18 protein-coding genes are annotated in these 18,400 nt (G+C 71.5%); 14 read left to right on the top strand and 4 right to left on the bottom strand.

What is annotated here, in order from left to right:
* The first annotated feature begins 122 nt into the window (after positions 1 to 122).
* From CCO04_RS20140 to CCO04_RS20095, 10 genes are all read left to right on the top strand, one after another.
* On the top strand, positions 123 to 1,088 hold the full coding sequence (locus tag CCO04_RS20140; RefSeq protein WP_215815941.1) for a hypothetical protein: 966 nt from the start codon (positions 123 to 125) through the stop codon (positions 1,086 to 1,088).
* A gap of 88 nt (positions 1,089 to 1,176) precedes the next feature.
* A complete protein-coding gene (gene pafA / locus CCO04_RS20135; protein ID WP_215815940.1) occupies positions 1,177 to 2,538 on the top strand; it encodes a Pup--protein ligase in 1,362 nt (453 codons plus the stop codon).
* Between the two features lie 51 nt (positions 2,539 to 2,589).
* Positions 2,590 to 3,690, top strand: coding sequence for an FKBP-type peptidyl-prolyl cis-trans isomerase (locus CCO04_RS20130; RefSeq protein ID WP_252373642.1), 1,101 nt, complete (start codon positions 2,590 to 2,592; stop codon positions 3,688 to 3,690).
* Between the two features lie 25 nt (positions 3,691 to 3,715).
* Complete coding sequence (locus CCO04_RS20125; protein WP_215815938.1) at positions 3,716 to 4,678, top strand: YafY family protein; 963 nt, start codon at positions 3,716 to 3,718, stop codon at positions 4,676 to 4,678.
* On the top strand, positions 4,675 to 5,697 hold the full coding sequence (locus CCO04_RS29890) for a YafY family protein (RefSeq protein WP_215815937.1): 1,023 nt from the start codon (positions 4,675 to 4,677) through the stop codon (positions 5,695 to 5,697). The genes CCO04_RS20125 and CCO04_RS29890 overlap by 4 nt, the downstream gene beginning before the upstream one ends.
* Positions 5,698 to 5,757: 60 nt before the next feature.
* Entirely contained in the window at positions 5,758 to 6,024 is a 267-nt protein-coding gene (gene tatA / locus CCO04_RS20115) for a twin-arginine translocase TatA/TatE family subunit (RefSeq protein ID WP_252373574.1), read from the top strand.
* Between the two features lie 72 nt (positions 6,025 to 6,096).
* Complete coding sequence (gene tatC / locus CCO04_RS20110; RefSeq protein WP_252373573.1) at positions 6,097 to 6,870, top strand: twin-arginine translocase subunit TatC; 774 nt, start codon at positions 6,097 to 6,099, stop codon at positions 6,868 to 6,870.
* Positions 6,871 to 6,889: 19 nt separating this feature from the next.
* A complete protein-coding gene (locus CCO04_RS20105) occupies positions 6,890 to 7,759 on the top strand; it encodes a diacylglycerol kinase (protein ID WP_215815935.1) in 870 nt (289 codons plus the stop codon).
* The gene (locus CCO04_RS20100) at positions 7,756 to 10,551 is read left to right on the top strand and encodes an RNA helicase (RefSeq protein WP_215815934.1); all 2,796 of its coding nucleotides are present in this window, start codon (positions 7,756 to 7,758) and stop codon (positions 10,549 to 10,551) included. The genes CCO04_RS20105 and CCO04_RS20100 overlap by 4 nt, the downstream gene beginning before the upstream one ends.
* Positions 10,548 to 10,967 carry an NUDIX domain-containing protein gene (locus CCO04_RS20095; protein ID WP_215815933.1) on the top strand — a complete coding sequence of 140 codons (420 nt, stop codon included), beginning with the start codon at positions 10,548 to 10,550 and terminating at the stop codon, positions 10,965 to 10,967. The genes CCO04_RS20100 and CCO04_RS20095 overlap by 4 nt, the downstream gene beginning before the upstream one ends.
* Here the strand turns inward: CCO04_RS20095 and CCO04_RS20090 are convergent.
* The gene (locus CCO04_RS20090) at positions 10,964 to 11,890 is read right to left on the bottom strand and encodes a 5'-3' exonuclease (RefSeq protein WP_215815932.1); all 927 of its coding nucleotides are present in this window, start codon (positions 11,888 to 11,890) and stop codon (positions 10,964 to 10,966) included. The two genes, CCO04_RS20095 and CCO04_RS20090, sit on opposite strands and share 4 nt — an antisense overlap.
* A 28-nt stretch (positions 11,891 to 11,918) precedes the next feature.
* Here CCO04_RS20090 and CCO04_RS20085 point away from each other — a divergent pair, with 28 nt between their 5' ends.
* From CCO04_RS20085 to CCO04_RS20070, 4 genes are all read left to right on the top strand, one after another.
* A complete protein-coding gene (locus CCO04_RS20085; protein ID WP_257750852.1) occupies positions 11,919 to 12,383 on the top strand; it encodes an Lrp/AsnC family transcriptional regulator in 465 nt (154 codons plus the stop codon).
* A 397-nt stretch (positions 12,384 to 12,780) separates the two neighbouring features.
* On the top strand, positions 12,781 to 14,370 hold the full coding sequence (gene lnt / locus CCO04_RS20080; RefSeq protein ID WP_308281385.1) for an apolipoprotein N-acyltransferase: 1,590 nt from the start codon (positions 12,781 to 12,783) through the stop codon (positions 14,368 to 14,370).
* A gap of 28 nt (positions 14,371 to 14,398) precedes the next feature.
* Positions 14,399 to 15,148 carry a polyprenol monophosphomannose synthase gene (locus tag CCO04_RS20075; protein WP_215816095.1) on the top strand — a complete coding sequence of 250 codons (750 nt, stop codon included), beginning with the start codon at positions 14,399 to 14,401 and terminating at the stop codon, positions 15,146 to 15,148.
* A gap of 13 nt (positions 15,149 to 15,161) precedes the next feature.
* Positions 15,162 to 15,644: an FxsA family protein gene (locus CCO04_RS20070; protein WP_215815931.1), complete on the top strand. Its 483-nt coding sequence runs from the start codon at positions 15,162 to 15,164 to the stop codon at positions 15,642 to 15,644.
* Between the two features lie 22 nt (positions 15,645 to 15,666).
* Here the strand turns inward: CCO04_RS20070 and CCO04_RS20065 are convergent, their stop codons facing one another.
* The 3 genes from CCO04_RS20065 to CCO04_RS20055 form a co-directional block, all read right to left on the bottom strand.
* Positions 15,667 to 16,056, bottom strand: a complete 390-nt coding sequence (locus CCO04_RS20065) for an RNA polymerase-binding protein RbpA (protein ID WP_038678948.1) — start codon at positions 16,054 to 16,056, stop codon at positions 15,667 to 15,669.
* Between the two features lie 125 nt (positions 16,057 to 16,181).
* On the bottom strand, positions 16,182 to 17,525 hold the full coding sequence (locus CCO04_RS20060) for an MFS transporter (RefSeq protein WP_215815930.1): 1,344 nt from the start codon (positions 17,523 to 17,525) through the stop codon (positions 16,182 to 16,184).
* Positions 17,522 to 18,307: a glycerophosphodiester phosphodiesterase gene (locus CCO04_RS20055; protein WP_215815929.1), complete on the bottom strand. Its 786-nt coding sequence runs from the start codon at positions 18,305 to 18,307 to the stop codon at positions 17,522 to 17,524. Before CCO04_RS20055 ends, CCO04_RS20060 begins: the two co-directional genes overlap by 4 nt.
* Positions 18,308 to 18,400 lie beyond the last annotated feature (93 nt).

Below are 18,400 nucleotides of genomic sequence, written 5' to 3'. Positions count from 1 at the left end.
TCGGCCTCTGGGGCCTGCAGTCTCTGCCCAATCAGCGCGCAGATCGTCGTGTTGTACGACTGCTGTCCACAGCCTCACCGATCGAACTTGATCTCCGAACGTCGTACGCCAACCCTGTCCGGATGGAGGTCGGGCCCGATGGTGCTATCCGCGGCGAGGTGCGCACCGCGGGGCATCAGCGCGTATCTCACGGTCTCTACCGTCCGGAGACGCCAGAGCTCGGTACGCGGGCCAACTTCCTGCGCGATCTGAGCGCACTGCTTCTGGTTCTGCCTGAGGGCGCCGTCTTCACCCACGTCACCGCTGCGCGTCTCCTCGGATGGCAGTTGCCGGCCCTGCCGCGGGAGGTGCCTCACTTCGCGGCCGTCCGCGGTGACCGTCGTCCTCGGCGGCCCGCCGTCATCTGCTCCCGGCTGACACGGGAGTCGGCCGCGGGCGTTGTGGACGGCCTGCCCGTCGACCACCCATCGGAGATCCTGCTTCGGGCGGCGCGCGACCTCGGCGATCTCGACTTGGCGCTCATGGTCGACTCGGCGGTACGGCTCGGTCACGTCGACGAGGCGGCGATGCAGGACGTTCTTGTATCGCGACGCCCAGGCACGAAGCGCCTGCGCTGGGTGTGGGAGGGTCGCGATCCGCTGGCGGAGTCTGCTGGCGAGACTCTCCTTCGGAAGTTCCACGACGTCATGGATGTCGCGACCGAGTCACAGGTCGACGTTCATGACGAACATGGACGATTCCTCGGCCGTGCGGATCTGCTCGTGGTCGGCACCTTGAACGTCCACGAGTACGACGGAGCAGTTCACCGCGAGGCGGCGACGCACAAGCGCGATCTGCGTCGGGAGCGTGCGCTGGCGAGCTCGTCGTACGTTCGCCGCGGCTACACGCTTGACGACCTGTTGAACCACGCCGCGATCTTGATGCACGAGATCGACCGGGCGCTGGGGCGGCCGCATCAAGCTGAGCGGCTCCGGAAGTGGCGCGCGCTGGTGGACGATTCGTTCTACTCGGACGTAGGGAGCGCACGGGTGATGAACCGCTGGTACCGCTCAACCAGCCCGGTCGATTGGGCACGAACTGCAGGTTGATCCCCTGAATTGATGCGGTTTGGGACCAAACCGCATCCCTCGGCCCGCATCTCCCGCACGGCTCCCACGACGGCAGTAGTGTGCGTACATGGACCGGCGGATCTTCGGGATCGAGAACGAATACGGGGTCACCTGCACGTTCCGCGGCCAGCGCCGGCTCAGTCCCGACGAGGTCGCGCGCTACCTGTTCCGCAAGGTCGTGAGCTGGGGTCGTTCCAGCAACGTCTTCCTGCGCAACGGCGCCCGGCTCTACCTCGACGTCGGCAGCCACCCGGAGTACGCCACCCCCGAGTGCGACGACGTCACCGAGCTCGTCACGCACGACAAGGCGGGGGAGCGGGTGCTCGAGGGGCTGCTGCTCGACGCCGAGCAGCGGTTGCACGACGAGGGCATCGCGGGCGAGATCTACCTGTTCAAGAACAACACCGACTCCGCGGGCAACTCCTACGGCTGCCACGAGAACTACCTGGTCAGCCGGGCCGGTGAGTTCAGCCGGCTCGCCGACGTGCTCATCCCGTTCCTGGTGACCCGCCAGATCATCGTGGGCGCCGGCAAGGTGACCCAGACGCCGCGGGGGACCAGCTACTCGGTCAGCCAGCGCGCCGAGCACATCTGGGAGGGCGTCTCCAGCGCGACCACCCGGAGCCGGCCGATCATCAACACCCGCGACGAGCCCCACGCGGACGCCGAGAAGTACCGCCGGCTCCACGTCATCGTCGGCGACTCCAACATGAGCGAGACGACCACCATGCTCAAGGTCGCCTCCTGCGACCTGGTGCTGCGGATGATCGAGGAGGGCGTGGTGATGCGCGACCTCACGATGGAGAACCCCATCCGGGCCATCCGCGAGATCGCGCACGACGTCACCGGGCGGCGCAAGGTGCGCCTGGCCAACGGGCGCGAGGCGAGCGCGCTGGAGATCCAGGGCGAGTACCTCGCCAAGGCCCGGGACTTCGTCGACCGCCGTGGGATCAGCACGCCGGTCATCGAGCGCTCGCTCGACCTGTGGGAGCGGGGCCTCAAGGCGGTCGAGTCCGACGACCTCAGCCTGGTCGACCGCGAGATCGACTGGGTGATCAAGTGGAAGCTCATCGATCGCTACCGCGCCAAGCACGGGCTGCCGATGAGCCACCCGCGCGTGGCCCAGCTCGACCTGGCCTACCACGACATCCACCGCAACCGCGGGCTCTACTACCTGCTCGAGAAGCGCGGGGCGGTCGCCCGGGTCTCCACCGACCTCAAGATCTTCGAGGCCAAGTCGGTCCCGCCCCAGAACACCCGGGCCCGGCTGCGCGGCGAGTTCATCCGTCGCGCCCAGGAGCGGCGCCGCGACTTCACCGTCGACTGGGTGCACCTCAAGCTCAACGACCAGGCGCAGCGCACGGTGCTCTGCAAGGACCCGTTCCGGGCGTACGACGAGCGCGTGCAGCGACTCATCGACGGCATGTGAGCGACTCCTGCCGGATTCCTCAGGGTGACTCGGTAGGGTTTGCGCGTGCTGATGCGTCTGCGACGTCCGACGACCCTTGTCCTCACCGCCCTGCTCCCGGCCAGCCTCGCGCTGGCCGCGTGCGGCAGCGACTCCTCCGACGGCGTCAAGGGGTTCGACGCCGTCAGCATCAGCGGTGCGGTGGGGGAGGCGCCCCAGCTGGACTGGAAGGACACCATGACGGCCGAGAAGGCCGAGTCCAAGGTGGTCTCCAAGGGCGACGGCGACGCGCTCAAGAACGGCGACCTGGTCCGGGTCGAGTTCACGCTGGCCGACGGCTGGACCCACAAGGTCGCCTACGACAGCTATGACGACACCAAGCTCAGCACCCTGGTCCGCATCGGCACCAAGAAGGAGCCGCAGTCGCTGACCGACCTGCTCGCGATCGGCCTCGACGGCCAGATCAAGGCCGGTCAGACCGTCGGCACCCGGCTCGCGGTCGCCGTCGGCAGCGACGTCGCCTTCGGTGACTACTTCGGCAGCCAGGCCGCGACCCTGCTCGCCAACCTCAACATCGGCAACGAGGACGGCATGCTCTACGTCGCCGACATCGTCGGCCTCGCCGGGCCCGAGGGTGCCGCGCAGACCGCGCCGGCCTGGGCCCCCAAGGTCGTCGAGAAGGACGGCGTCCCGACCGGTCTCGACTTCAAGGGCGTGCCCGCCGCCAACGGCGAGCTGCGCGTCGCCGTGCTCACCAAGGGCACCGGCCCGGCGATCAAGGACGGCCAGCAGGCGCTGGTCAACTACCTCGGCCAGCTCGCCAAGGGCACCAAGCCCTTCGACGAGAGCTTCAGCAAGAGCGGCTTCACCGCCACCCTCGGTGGCAAGGAGGCCACCGTGGTCAAGGGCTGGTCCAAGGCCCTGGTCGGCCAGACGGTCGGCAGCCGGGTGATCCTCGAGATCCCGCCCAAGCTGGGCTACGGCGACAAGGCCCAGGGCGAGGACATCCCGGCCAACTCCACGCTCTACTTCGTCATCGACATCCTCGACGTCGCCGACCCCGAGCCGAAGCCGGAGCCGACCGACACCGCCTCCCCGAGCGGTCCGCCGAGCGGCTCGCCCAGCAGCACGGCGACGCCGTCGGGCAGCGCAAGCGAGGGTTCGTCGAACTGATGTTCGACGGGGCACAATAGTCCCCATGCCCGCGCCGAAGAGCGAGCGCCTGCTCAACCTGCTCATCATGCTCCTGGTCCAGCGGCGCCCGATCGCCAAGGAGCGGATCCGGGAGCTGCTCTACCCCGACTCGCGCCCGGACGCCTTCGAGAAGATGTTCGAGCGCGACAAGGACGAGCTGCGCAGCCTCGGCGTCCCCGTCGAGGTGGCGCCGATCGACCCCTTCTTCGACGACGAGGTCGGCTACCGGATCCCGCCCGAGGCGTTCGCCCTGCCCGAGGTCGAGCTCACCGCCGAGGAGGCCCAGGTGGTCGGCATCGCCTCCCGGGTCTGGCAGCACGCGACCATGGCCCAGGCGACCACCGACGCGGTGCGCAAGCTGACCGCGGCCGGCATCGACGTCGACCTCGACGCGCTCGAGATCGCCCGCCCGCTGCTGACCGCGGAGGAGCCGGCCTTCGAGACCTGCTGGATCGCGGTGTGCGAGCGCCAGGCGATCGAGTTCGACTACCAGCGCCCCGGTGACGAGGACCCGATGCGCCGCCACGTCGAGCCCTGGGGCGTCGTCCGGTACGGCGGCCGCTGGTACCTCGTCGGCCACGACGCCGATCGCGGGGCCGAGCGGGTCTTCCGGCTCTCCCGGGTTGTCGGCGAGGTGCGGCTGGTCGGCCAGCCCGGCGCGTACGACGTCCCGCCCGACACCGACGTGCGCTCGATCGCGCGGCGGATGGCGCCGCCGATCCCCACCGCGACCGCGGTGCTCCTCGTGCGCGAGGGCGCCGGTCACGGTCTGCGCCGCGCGGCGGCCCGGGTGACGACCGGCGTCGCCGGACCCGACGAGCGCACCGGCTGGGACCGGGTCGAGGTGGTCCGCCCGACCCAGGGCCTGGCCGACGAGGTGCTCTCGCACGGTCCCGACGTCGTGCTCGTCGAGCCCGCCGCGATCCGTGCCGACGTGGTCGCCCGGCTCCAGCAGGTGGCCCGGTGAGCCGCGCGTCCGCCCCCGCTCCCGGTGCCCGTGACCAGGTCGCCCGGCTGCTGACGCTGGTGCCCTTCCTGCACCACCGCGACGGTGTCCGCCTCGAGGAGGCCGCCAAGGTGCTGGGCACCACGCCGGCCCAGGTGGTGCGCGACCTGCGGGTGCTGTTCATGTGCGGCCTGCCCGGCGGGCTCCCCGACGACCTCATCGACGTCGACCTCGACGCGATCGTCACCGACGAGGGCAGCCCAGTCACCGAGGGCGTGATCCGGGTCGAGAACGCCGACTACCTGGCCCGCCCCCTGCGGCTGAGCGCCACCGAGGCCTCCGCGGTCATCGTCGCGCTGCGGATGCTGCGCGAGACCCGCGCCGCGGGCGCCACGCCCGAGCTGGTGGACCGGGTCCTGGCCAAGCTCGAGCGGGCCGCGGCCACCGCCGGTGCCGCCCACGTCGAGGTGGCGCCGTCCCCGCGCGACGCCCAGCAGGTCGTCGTCGCCGAGCTCACCGCGCTCGTCGAGCAGGCCCTGGCCGGCTCCCAGCAGCTGCGGCTGTCCTACTTCGTGCCCTCCCGCGACGAGGAGTCCGAGCGCGTCGTCGATCCCTACGGCGTGGTCACCCACGGCGTCTTCGCCTACCTCGACGCCTGGTGCCACCGCGCCGGCGGCGACCGGCTGTTCCGCCTCGACCGGATCAGCAAGGCCGAGCTCCTCCCCGGCCGTACGACGACCGCCCCGCGCGCCCCGCGCGACCTCAGCGACGGCCTGTTCACCGACGACGCCGCGCCCGACGCCGTCCCGGTGACCCTCCGGCTGGCCCCGCCGGCCCGGTGGGCCACCGACTACTACCCGGTCCGCGCGGTGCGCCCCCTCGCGGACGGATCGGCCGAGGTCGACCTCCTCGTGGTCGACCGCCGCTGGCTCACCCGGCTGCTCCTGCGCCTCGCGCCGCACGCCGAGGTGGTCAGCCCGGGCGCCTTCACCGACACGTTCACCGAACGTGCACAGGAGACACTCAGCCTCTACCTGTGACAATGGGCGTAGCATGGGCCACGTCCGCAGTACCCGAGACAACGAGAGTTGGTTGCACCGATGATCCCCCTGATCGGAATGCCCCAGGGAGCCGAGTGGCTCATCATCCTGGCGATCGTGGTTCTCGTCTTCGGAGCCGCGAAGCTCCCCGACCTGGCTCGGGGCACCGGACAGGCGCTGCGGATCTTCAAGGCCGAGACCAAGGGCCTGCGCGACGACGAGGACGACAAGAAGAAGCCCACCGCGCCGACCAGTGAGCTCAACGCCGCCGACGACGAGATCGCCGAGGGCGAGATCGTCGACGAGCGTCGCGAGAACAACGCCTGACCCTTGGCCCTGTCCGGCATCCTCAAGCTCTTCGTCGGCAGGCCGGTCCACCCCGTCGGTAGCGACGGGCGGATGGCCCTGTCCGATCACCTGCGAGAGCTGCGCGCCCGCATCCTCAAGGCGGCGCTCGTGCTCCTCGTGGGCTTCATCGTCGCGCTCTTCTTCTTCGACCCGATCTTCGCGATCATCAACGAGCCCTACCAGAAGGCGCGCGAGTCCCTCGGCGCCGAGCGCACGATGGCGACCACCAGCGGCGTGGCCGGCGGCTTCATCCTGTACCTCAAGCTGTGCGGGCTGGCCGCGGTCATCGGGACGAGCCCGATCTGGCTCTACCAGATCTGGGCGTTCATCCTGCCCGGCCTGCACCGGACCGAGAAGCGCTGGACGGCACTCTTCGCGGTGATCGCGGGTCCGCTCTTCATCGGCGGCATCGTGCTCGCCTACGTGACCCTGCCCAAGGGTCTGGAGATCCTGATCGGGTTCACCCAGGCCGACCTGACCAACCTGGTCGAGTTCAACGACTACCTGAGCTTCTTCACCCGGACCATGCTGGTCTTCGGGGTCGCCTTCGAGATCCCGGTCTTCGTGGTGCTGCTCAACATGGCGGGCATCCTGCGCGGCAAGGCGCTGGGCGCGGTCCGCCCGTGGATCGTGATCGGCTGCTTCGTGTTCGCCGCGGCCGCCACGCCCTCGACCGACCCGTTCACGATGACGTTCATGGCCGTCCCGATGGTCGTGCTGTTCTTCGTCTCCGAGGTGATCGCCCGGCTCAACGACCGGCGTCGCGACAAGAACCGGATCAACGCCGGGCTCTCGCCCGACGAGGCCAGCCCGCTCGACCTCTAGGCCCCGCTAGCCTTCACCCGTGCCCCGCGCGATCGTCCTGACCAACCCGACCTCGGGCAAGGGGCGTGGTGCGCGGATGCGCGACGAGGCGCTGCCGCGCTTCCACGGCGCCGGCTGGCGCACGACGGCCCTGACCGGTCGCGACGCCGGCGAGGCGCTCGACCTGGCCCGGCTGGCGGTCGCCGAGGAGCCGGACGTGCTCGTCCTGTGCGGCGGTGACGGCATGGTCAACATCGGCCTCCAGGCGGCCGCGGGCACCACGGTGCCGGTGGGGATCCTGCCGGCGGGCACGGGCAACGACTTCGCGCGCTACTTCGACCTGCCGCTCGGCCACGGTGCCGCGGCGGCCCAGCGGATCCTGCAGGCCTCGCCGCGCACGATCGACCTGGGCCGGATCGGCGATCGCTACTTCGGCGGCGTGCTCGCCGCCGGCTTCGACGCGGTCGTCAACGAGCGGGCCAACCGGATGCGCTGGCCGCGCGGGCAGATGCGCTACAACCTGGCCACGCTCGCCGAGCTGCGGGTCTTCGAGCCGCTGCAGTACGTCCTCGAGCTCGACGGCGTCGAGCGGCGCCTGGAGGCGATGCTGGTCGCGGTCGGCAACGGCCCGTCCTTCGGTGGCGGGTTGCGGATCACCCACGGTGCCCAGCTCGACGACGGCCTCCTCGACGTGGTCCTCATCAAGCCGGTGGGCAGGATGGAGCTGATCAGGACCTTCCCCAAGCTCTTCGACGGGAGACACGTGAGCCACCCCCAGTACGAGCGCCACCGCGTCAAGCGGGTCACGGTGGCCAGCGCCGGCATCGTCGGGTACGCCGACGGCGAGCGGTTCGGACCGCTCCCGATGACCGTCGAGTGCGTGCCCGGCGCGGTGCGGGTGATGGCATGAGCGCCGACGAGCGGGAGCCGGCCGGCCAGAGCCCGGCCGAGCGCTACGCGTCGTACCGCAAGGACAAGGGGCACCCGGTGTTCCGCGACTTCGCGGCGGGCTTCTCCTTCGAGCTCGACGACTTCCAGGTCGAGGGCTGCCGCGCGGTCGAGGAGGGCGACGGCGTGCTCGTCGCCGCGCCGACGGGTGCCGGCAAGACGGTGGTCGGCGAGTTCGCCGTGCACCTGGCGCTCGAGACCGGGCGCAAGTGCTTCTACACGACGCCGATCAAGGCGCTGTCGAACCAGAAGTACCACGACCTCGCCGAGCGCTACGGCGCCGACCAGGTCGGTCTGCTCACCGGCGACACCTCGATCAACGGTGAGGCGCCGGTCGTGGTGATGACCACCGAGGTGCTGCGCAACATGCTCTACGCGCGTTCCCGGACGCTGGTCGGGCTGGGCTTCGTGGTGATGGACGAGGTGCACTACCTCGCCGACCGGGCCCGCGGCGCGGTCTGGGAGGAGGTCATCATCCACCTCCCCGAGTCGGTCTCGGTGATCTCGCTGTCGGCGACGGTCTCCAACGCCGAGGAGTTCGGCGAGTGGCTCGAGACGGTGCGCGGCTCGACCCGCACGATCGTGGCCGAGCGACGTCCGGTGCCGCTGTTCCAGCACGTCATGGTGGGACGCCGGCTGCTCGACCTGTTCGCCTCCTCCGACGTCGACGCGGCGGCCGGCTTCGTCCGCGAGGGCGCCCCGGTCAACGACGAGCTGATGAAGCTCGCCCGCGACGACTGGGCCTCGACCCGCCTCAAGGACCGCCGCACGCCCAAGGGCGCGCGCGGGCGCCAGGGCGGCCCCGGCAGCCGCAACGTCGGCAGCGGACGCCGGATCTGGATCCCGGGGCGGCTCGACGTGATCGACCAGCTCGAGCGGCACAACCTGCTGCCCGCGATCGACTTCATCTTCAGCCGCGCCGGCTGCGACGCCGCCGTCAGGCAGTGCCTCGAGGCCAACCTGCGGCTCACCACGCCCGAGGAGCGCGACGAGGCGATCGAGTACGTCGAGCGGACCCTCGGCGGCCTGCCCTCCGACGACCTGCACGTGCTCGGCTACCACGACTTCCTCGACGCCGCCTCGCGCGGCGTCGCTGCCCACCACGCCGGCATGCTGCCGGCGTTCAAGGAGTGCGTCGAGGAGCTCTACCTGCGCGGGCTGGTCAAGATGGTCTTCGCCACCGAGACGCTCGCGCTCGGCATCAACATGCCCGCGCGCACCGTCGTCCTGGAGAAGCTCTCGAAGTGGAACGGCGAGACGCACGCCGACATCACGCCGGGGGAGTACACCCAGCTCACCGGCCGGGCCGGGCGCCGCGGTCTCGACATCGAGGGCCATGCGGTCGTGCTCTGGCAGCCGGGGATGAACCCGCGCGAGCTGGCGGGTCTCGCCTCGACCCGGACCTATCCGCTGCGCTCGTCGTTCCGGCCGTCGTACAACATGGCGGTCAACCTGGTGCACTCCTACGGGCGGCACCAGGCCCGCGAGCTGCTGGAGCAGTCGTTCGCGCAGTTCCAGGCCGACCGCGCGGTGGTCGGCCTGGCCCGCCAGCAGCGCAAGGCCGAGGACGCGCTCGAGGGCTATGCCGAGGCCGCGCAGTGCCACCTCGGCGACTTCCTGGAGTACGCCGCCCTGCGCCGCCGGGTCAGCGAGCTGGAGAAGGAGTCCAGCAAGGCCCGCCGCCACGACCGCCGCGACGAGGCCGCCGCCTCGCTGGAGCGGCTGACGACGGGCGACGTGATCATCGTCCCGGTCGGCAAGTTCGCGGGCCCGGCGGTGATCGTCGAGCCCGGTCTGTCCGAGCACGGCCACCGCCCGCTGGTGATCACCGCCGAGCGCCAGGGGCGCCGGCTGGCGATGATGGACTTCCCGACACCGGTCGAGCCGGTCGCCCACATCCGGCTCCCCAAGCGGGTCGACGCGCGCAACCCGCACCAGCGCAAGGACATCGCCCAGCAGGTCCGCGAGGCGGTCCGGGCGCTGCCGCTGTCGGTGACCCGGCCCAAGGCCGAGCGCGGGCCCGTCGACGAGGCCGCCGCGCGCCAGATCCAGGCGCTGCGCGCCCAGATCCGCGAGCACCCGTGCCACGGCTGCTCCGAGCGCGAGGACCACTCCCGGTGGGCCGAGCGCCACGCCAAGCTGCAGAAGGACACCGACCTGCTCGCGGCCCGCATCGAGCGGCGGACCAACACCGTGGCGCGCACCTTCGACCGGGTGCTCGAGGTGCTCGAGGCGCTCGACTACCTCGTCGGGGACGACGTCACCGAGCGTGGCCGCGGCCTGATGCGGATCTACTCCGACCTCGACCTGGTCGCGGCCGAGTCGCTGCGCACGGGCCTGTGGGACGACCTCTCACCGGCCCAGCTCGGCGCGGTGCTCTCCGCCCTCGTCTACGAGGCCCGCCGGCCCGAGGAGGGCCCGCCGAACGTCCCGGGCGGCGCGATCCAGGTGACCATCGACGCGATGACGCGGCTGTGGGGCGAGCTGGAGCGCCTGGAGCGCGACCACCGCCTCGACTTCCTCCGCAAGCCCGACCCGGGCTTCGCCTGGACGGCGTACCGCTGGGCCGAGGGTCAGGACCTCGACGAGGTGATCACCCGCAACGACCAGACCGCCGGTGACTTCGTGCGCCAGATGAAGCAGCTCATCGACTTCGCCGGCCAGATCGCCGACGCGGCGGCGGGGACGCCGGTGCGCGACACCGCGCGCCAGCTGGTCAAGCTCCTGCGCCGCGGGATCGTGGCGAGCGAGTGAGCGCCGGCCTCGTCGTCGCCGCGGCCGCCGTGCTGCGCGAGCGGCGCCTGCTCGTGGTCAGCAAGCACGCGGCGCCCGACGTGTTCTACCTGCCCGGCGGCAAGCTCGAGCCGGGGGAGTCGTTCGAGGACGCCATGCGCCGCGAGGTCCACGAGGAGCTCGGTGTCGTCGTGCGCGAGGCCGAGCACTTCCTGGACGTCGAGGCACCCGCCGCGATCGAGCGGGTCCCGATGCGGCTCACCGTCTTCGTGGTGAGCATCGACGGCGAGCCGGCCCTCCACGCCGAGCTCGCCGCGCTCGACTGGGTCGCGGACGCGGCCAAGCCCGGCCTCGGGCCGGCGATCCGGGACCACGTGATCCCGGCGCTCGTCGACGCGGGCCTGCTCGGCCCTGAGGGCGTCCCGGGCGCGTCCTAGCCCTCGGCGCGCGCCAGGATGCCGGTCAGCCGCTCGACCGCCGAGGACAGCGACCAGCGCTCCACCAGGTCGGCGAGGGCGTCCGGGTCGGCCGGCGTCACCGGGAGGGCCAGATGCTCGCGCGGCAGGTCGATGTCACGCGCGACCGCCACGACGGTCGGGGCCACGTCCAGGTAGGGCGCCGCGTCCTTGAGCTTGAGCCGCGGGCCCGGGCCGAGGTCGCTGGCCGGGTCCTCGGCAGCGGCGCGGATGCCGGCCAGGTCGCCGTACTTCTGGAGCATCGAGGCCGCGGTCTTCTCGCCGACGCCCTTGACGCCCGGCAGGCCGTCGGAGGCGTCGCCGCGCAGGGTGGCGAAGTCGGCGTACTGGTCGGCGCGGACGCCGTACTTGTCGAGCACCCAGGTCTCGTCGACGCGCTCGTGGCGGCCGACGCCGCGCCCGACGTACAGGACCCGGACGGCGGCCTCGTCGTCGACGAGCTGGAACAGGTCGCGGTCGCCGGTGACGACGTCGACCGGCATGCCGGCCCCGGTCGCGAGCGTGCCGATCACGTCGTCGGCCTCGTAGCCGGGCGCACCGACCACCGCGATGCCGAACGCCGCGAGCACGTCGCGGATGATCGGCACCTGGAGCTCGAGCGGGTCGGGCACCTCCTCGACGTCCGGTGCGCCGGCGACCTCGGTCACGACCCGGTGCGCCTTGTAGGTCGGGATCAGGTCGACCCGCCACTGGGGACGCCAGTCGTCGTCCCAGCAGCAGGCCAGGTGGGTGGGCTCATACTGCTCGACGAGCTGGGAGATGTAGCCGAGCAGACCGCGCACGGCGTTCACGTTGGTGCCGTCGGGCGCGAGGATCTCCGGCGAGCCGAAGTAGGCCCGGAAGTAGAGGCTGGCCGTATCGAGGAGTAGAAGGCGCTGAGTCATCAGGGCAGAGCCTATTAGGCTGCACGTTGTGAGTCAGAGCACCAATCCCGCGGTCGAGGCGACCGACCGGCAGATCCTGGAGCTTCTGGCCAAGGACGGGCGCATGTCGTACACCGATCTCGGGCGGGCCACGGGGCTCTCGACCTCGGCCGTGCACCAGCGGGTCAAGCGCCTCGAGCAGCGCGGCCTCATCCTCGGCTACGGCGCCACCGTCAACTACGCCGAGATCGGTCTGCCGCTGACCGCGTTCATCGCGATCCGCCCGATCGACCCCTCGCAGCCCGACGACTGCCCCGACCGGCTCGTCGACCTGCCCGAGATCGAGTCGTGCTGGTCGGTGGCCGGTGAGGAGTCCTACCTCCTCAAGGTCCGGATCACCACGCCCTTCGAGCTCGAGGGCCTGCTGAGCCGGATCCGCTCGGTCGCCAACGTGTCGACCCGGACCACGATCGTGCTCTCGACCTACTACGAGAACCGGCCCGTCAGCACCTGAGCCCGGCGCGTCGCCCGGCGACACGCCGTGGGCGCCGACTTTTTTCGGACTTTTTCGAGGGCCCGGCGGCCCCTTCTGACCTGCGAGAACGCGGATCGCCGCAGGTCAGCGGACGGTTGACAGTGCGGGTAAGGCTCACCAGAGTACGGAGACGTTCGCTCGTGCAGGTCGTGGCCGGCGGACCGACGTCCGAGTGGCCGTACGTTCGGGGGAGTAGCACCAGCTCCACCCGACCACGGTTCGCGGAGGTCGGTTCGCTCCTCGAGGGCGGACCGGAAGGGTCCGGGGCTCCCTAGACAACGTCGCTGCTTCTGCAGCCAGCCGGCGTCGCGATGGTCCGAAGGCGCCCCCGACCCTTCCGTCCTGCAGGGGAGGCCCGGCCGACTAGGCTCTGCGCGTGGTGCAACGCTTGTTCCTCGCGGCTCTCGGCGGCGCCCTGCTGACCGCGTCGTTCGAGCCGGTCGCGATGGGGTGGCTGCTGCCCCTCGGCGTCGCGCTCTACGCGCTCGCACTGCGCGACCTCAGCGTGCGCCGCTCCTTCCTCGTCGGGCTCGTCTTCGGCGTCGTCTTCTACTACAGCCACATCGCCTGGATGCGCGCCTCGATCGGCACCGACGCCTGGCTGGCGCTCTCGGCCGCCGAGGCGCTGTTCTACGGCCTGCTGGGCCTCGCCGTGCCCCTGCTGCGCCGGCTGCCGGCCTGGCCGCTGTGGCTGGCCGCGGCGTGGACCAGCATGGAGACGATCCGCAGCGGCTGGCCGTTCAGCGGGATGCCCTGGGGACGGCTGGCGTTCGCCGCGGTCGACACCCCGGCGGCCAACATGGTCGCCTACGTCGGGATGACCGGGCTCTCGTTCCTGCTGGCCCTGACCGGGTTCGCCCTGGCCCACCTGGTCGAGGCCCTGCTCGCGCGGCGCCGCGACACCACGGTGCCGTGGCGGCTGCCCGCGCTCGGCGCGGTCGGCGTCCTGGCGCTGCTGGTGACGCCCGCCGTCGTGCCCTACGACATCCCCCAGACCGGGACCGCGACCGTGGCCGTCGTCCAGGGCAACGTGCCCGGGCCGGGCAACGACATCCTCTGGGACTACCTCGGCGTCACCCGCAACCACGTCGACGCCACGGTCGAGCTCGCCGCCCAGGTCTCGGCGGGGGAGCGGCCGCGGCCCGACTTCGTGCTCTGGCCCGAGAACTCCACGGCGGTCGACCCGTTCGAGCCCGGCGAGGTCAACACCGGGATCACCGAGGCGGTCGCCGCGATCGGCGTACCGGTGGTGGTCGGCGGGATCGTCGACGACGGCCCGAAGCACGTCCTCAACCAGGGCATCGTCTGGGACCCGGAGACCGGGCCGGGGGACCGCTACACCAAGCACCACCCGGTGCCCTACGGCGAGTACATCCCGTTCCGCGACATCTGGAACCCCAAGTTCGGCAAGCTCGCGCTCATCTCGCGCGACATGCGGGCCGGCACCCGCACCACGCCGCTGCGGGTGGCCGGGATCGAGGTGGCCGACGCGATCTGCTTCGACGTCGCGTACGACGGCGTGCTGCCCCCGCAGGTCCGCTCGGGCGCCCAGCTGCTCACGGTCCAGACCAGCAACGCCAGCTTCATCTTCACCCACCAGATCGAGCAGCAGTTCGCGATCACCCGGCTGCGCGCCATCGAGGCGGGCCGCTGGCTGACGGTGGCCTCGACCAACGGCCGCACCGGCGTGATCGCCTCCGACGGCACCGTGGTCGCCTCGCTGACGCCGCGGACCACCGGGGTGCTCGACGAGGAGGTCGGCCTGGCCACGGCGCTGACCCCGGCGATGCGCCTGGGCCCCTGGCCGGCCCGGATGTTCACCCTCCTGACGCTCGGCGCTCTCGTGTCAGGTGCCCTCGCGTACCGTCGACGGCGAGAGTTCGATGGCCCTGCGCGGGTGAGCTCCACCGAGGGCGACCCCGCGCCGACCCCCACCACGAACACGAGCGAGGCATCCGTTGGCTGACACCGATCTCACCCTGGGCCGCACGGTGATGGTGATCCCCACGTACAACGAGGCGGACAACCTCGCCTGGATCGTCGACCGGCTGCGCACCGCCCAGCCCACCGTCGACGTCCTCGTGGTCGACGACGGCTCGCCCGACGGCACCGGCGCCATCGCCGACCGGCTCGCCGCGGCCGACCCCCAGGTCCACGTGCTGCACCGCACCGCCAAGGGCGGGCTCGGGGCGGCGTACCTCGCCGGGTTCGGTTGGGCCCTGGAGCAGGGCTACGACGTCATCGGCGAGATGGACGCCGACGGCTCCCACCAGCCCGAGCAGCTCCACCGCCTGCTCACCGCCCTGCGCGACGCCGACCTGGTGATCGGCTCGCGCTGGGTCCCCGGCGGCTCGGTCGTCAACTGGCCCTGGCAGCGCGAGGCGCTCTCGCGCGGCGGCAACCTCTACGTCCGGGTGCTGCTCGGCATCGACGTGCGCGACGCGACCGCCGGCTTCCGGCTCTTCCGGCGCACGACCCTGGCGAAGCTGCGCCTCGACGAGGTGCGCTCCACGGGCTACGTCTTCCAGACCGACCTCGTCTCGCGGACCCTGCGCGCCGGCCTGACCGTGCGCGAGGTGCCCATCGAGTTCGTCGAGCGGGTGCGCGGCGAGTCCAAGATGAGCGGCCAGGTGGCCGTGGAGTCGCTCAAGCGGATCACCGAGTGGGGTCTGCGCGAGCGGTGGGCGCGGCTGCGCAGCGAGCGCGGCCCGGCAGTGGCGGAGCGGGAGCTGCAACGACGATGAGGGAGAGACGCCGATGAGCAGGCGCGGACGCCGGACACTGGCCCTGGTGCTGCTGGGCTTCGGCCTCGTGGTGGCCCTCGAGGTGGTCGTGCTGGCCGCCGTGGGCCGGAGCATCGGCGTGGGCTGGACCGTGCTCCTGCTGTTCCTCGACGTCGTCCTCGGCATCGCGGTGATCCGGCGCGCCGGACGCCGCGCAGTCGACGCCCTGCGCACCCGGCTCGAGACCGGTCAGCTGCCCGACCGCGAGGTCGGCGACCGGGGGCTGGTCGTGGTCGCGGGCGTGCTGCTCGCCGTCCCGGGGTTCGTCAGCGACCTGCTCGCGCTGCTGCTCATCGTCCCGTTCACCCGGCCGCTGTTCCGCGGGCTGGTCGCCGGGCTCGCCGTACGGCGGGTCGGGACGTTCAGCGGCCCCTTCGGCCCGGCCGGCCCCGGAGACGCCACTCGCCCCGGACCAGTGGTGGTCCGGGGCGAGGTGATCGACGAGTCCGAGGACTGATCCTCGGTTCGTGGGCCGAGCGTCAGGCCTTGGCAGCCTTGCGCTTGCGGGCGTTGGCCCGGTGCAGGTGCGCCGGTCCGATCTCGCCGCCGCGCAGGAGCTCCAGGCGCTCGGTGAGGATCTCCTCGAGCTCCTTCTCCGAGCGACGCTCCAGCAGCATGTCCCAGTGGGTCCGCTGGGGCTTCTCCGCCTTGACCTCACGCTGGATGCCGGCCGTGGACTCGGCCTCGAGCCCGCATCGGGGGCACTCCCAGATGGCGGGCACCTCCGCCTCGATCGACATCGTGATCTCGAAATCGTGCCCCTGGGGACAGCGGTAGCCGACCTGCTGGCGAGCAGCGAACTCGATCCCCCGCTCGTCCTCGAACGACTGGCCGCCCAGTCGGGCACCGCGCAGTGTGCGCTCCGCCATGAGAACCTCACCTCCCGTGTTTCGCCTCTGGTCCTTTCAACGCTACCCACCGGTAAAAGGTTCCAAGCCTCGATGAGGCGCCTGACACCATCTGTCTGTACCAGTGCGTCACCGGAGCGCACCGGTCAGATGACCGCCGGCCGCTCGTTGCCAGCGTCCCGGATCCCACGCTCCGTGTCGACCCGCAGGAGCAGCAGCCCGCCCAGGACGAAGAACGCGATGAGGGCGAAGATCGCCGGCCGGTAGGAGTCGGTGATCTGGTAGACGATGCCGAAGGTCAGCGTGCCGAACCACGAGGTCCCGCGGTCCATGGCGTGGTAGAGGCTGAAGTACTCGGCCTCCTTGCCGCGCGGGATGAACAGCGAGAAGTACGAGCGGGCCAGCGCCTGGGTGCCCCCGAGGACGACACCGATGGCGACGCCGAGGACCAGGAAGGGCACCAGCTGCCCGTCCGGTACGACGAGCGCGACGCTCACGATGGCCATCCAGCCGACGAGCCCGGCCAGGATGACCTTCTTGGCGCCGTGGCGCGCGGCGGCCCGGCCGAAGCCGATCGCGCCGAACATCGCCACGAACTGCACGAGCAGGTAGGTGCCGAGCACGGTGCCCTCGCCGAAGCCGAGCTCCTCGATGCCGAAGGTCGAGGCGGAGGCGATGACGGTCTGGATGCCGTCGTTGAAGAACAGGTAGGCGACCAGGAAGGTCAGCGCGACCGGGTAGTTGCGCAGGTCGCGCAGGGTCGCGGCGAGCTGGCCGAAGGAGCGGGACATCAGGCCGCCGGCGACGTCCTCGACGTCGACCGGGGGGTGCTGCTTGATCCGGCGCCAGGGGATGACCATGAACGCCGCCCACCAGATCGCGGCCGAGAGCAGGGAGAGGCGCACGGCCATCTCCTTGTCGAGGCCGAGGGCGTCGTGGAAGGTGACGACGGCGAAGTTGACGGCGAGCAGGAGGCCGCCGCCGGCGTACCCGTAGGCCCAGCCGACCGACGAGACGCGGTCGCGCTCCTTCTCGTCGGAGATGAGGGGCAGGATCGAGTCGCTGACCACGATCGCGGCGCCACCGGCGAGGTTGGCGACCATGAACGCGATGCTGCCGAAGAGCCAGTTCTCGCCGCTCATGAAGAACAGCAGGCCCGCGGCGACCGCGCCGATCCAGGACAGGCCGACCAGCAGGTCGGGCTTGCGGGCGGTGCGATCGGCGATCGCGCCGACGAGGGGGAAGATCAGGGCGCTCAGGAGCGTCGACACCGTGATCACGTACGACGGCAGCGAGCCCGGCGCGATCGCCAGCCCGAGCACGTGGATCCGCCCGTGCTCGCCGACGGCGTTCTCGGCCACCGAGATCAGGTAGGGCGCGAAGAGCACGCCGGCGACGGTCGTCTGGAACGCCGAGGCGGCCCAGTCGGTGAAATACCAGGCGCGCTGCTCGCGGGCCCGGTTGAGCGGGCCCAGGTCCGCGATCGTCATGTCGTGCCTCCCCGCGCGGACCACCACTGGCCACGTCGCTGCAGCACATCCTTGAGCACGTCGGTGCGGTCCGTGAAGAGCCCGTCGACACCGCGGTCGAGGAGCGTGTGCATCTCGGCGGGCTCGTCGATGGTCCAGACGTGGACCTGGAGGCCGGCCGCGTGGGCGCGGCGCACGAAACTGGGCGTGGTCACCACGAACCGGCCGCGCCGGTGGGGCACCTGGAAGGCGGCGAAGCGCCCTCCGGCGAGGAGCCGGGCCAGCCGGACGCTGGGGGAGAGCCGAAAGGCGACGATCTGCCAGGGGTCGGCCGCGGTCGGCACCCGGCCGCCGGTGAGCTCGCGGAAGCGGCCGATCCGGCGGCGCGAGAACGAGGCGACGAGCAGCCGGTCCCACAGGTCGCGCTCGCGGACGAGCGCGGCGAGCGCCTCGGCCGCGCCCTCGGACTTGAGGTCGATGTTGAACCGCGCCTCGGGGAAGGCGTCGAGGAGGTCGACCAGGGTCGGTACCTCCTCGCGCCCGCCGATCCGGGCGCGGCGTACCTCGGCGAGGGTGAGCTCGCGGATCGCGCCCTGCTGGTCGGTGACCCGGTCGAGGACCTCGTCGTGGAACGCCAGCAGCACGCCGTCGGCGGTCAGGTGGACGTCGGTCTCGAGGTAGTCGTAGCCGAGCGCCGCGGCGTGCCGGAACGCGGCCAGCGTGTTCTCCAGGCCCTCGATCTCGGGGTGGTAGGCACCGCCGCGGTGCGCGAAAGCGAGGACCCTGCCGGGCTCCAGGTACATGGGGTGGCCTCTCAGAGGGTGCTGGGCCGCTCGGCCGGCAGCGCGGCGGGAGACGCCTCCCGGCAGCTCGCTGCCTCCCTGGCGGCGGAGACG

The organism is Pimelobacter sp. 30-1 (genome assembly GCF_018831735.1).
Classification (GTDB): Bacteria; Actinomycetota; Actinomycetes; order Propionibacteriales; family Nocardioidaceae; genus Nocardioides.
This window is presented reverse-complemented; position numbering and strand designations above follow the sequence as displayed.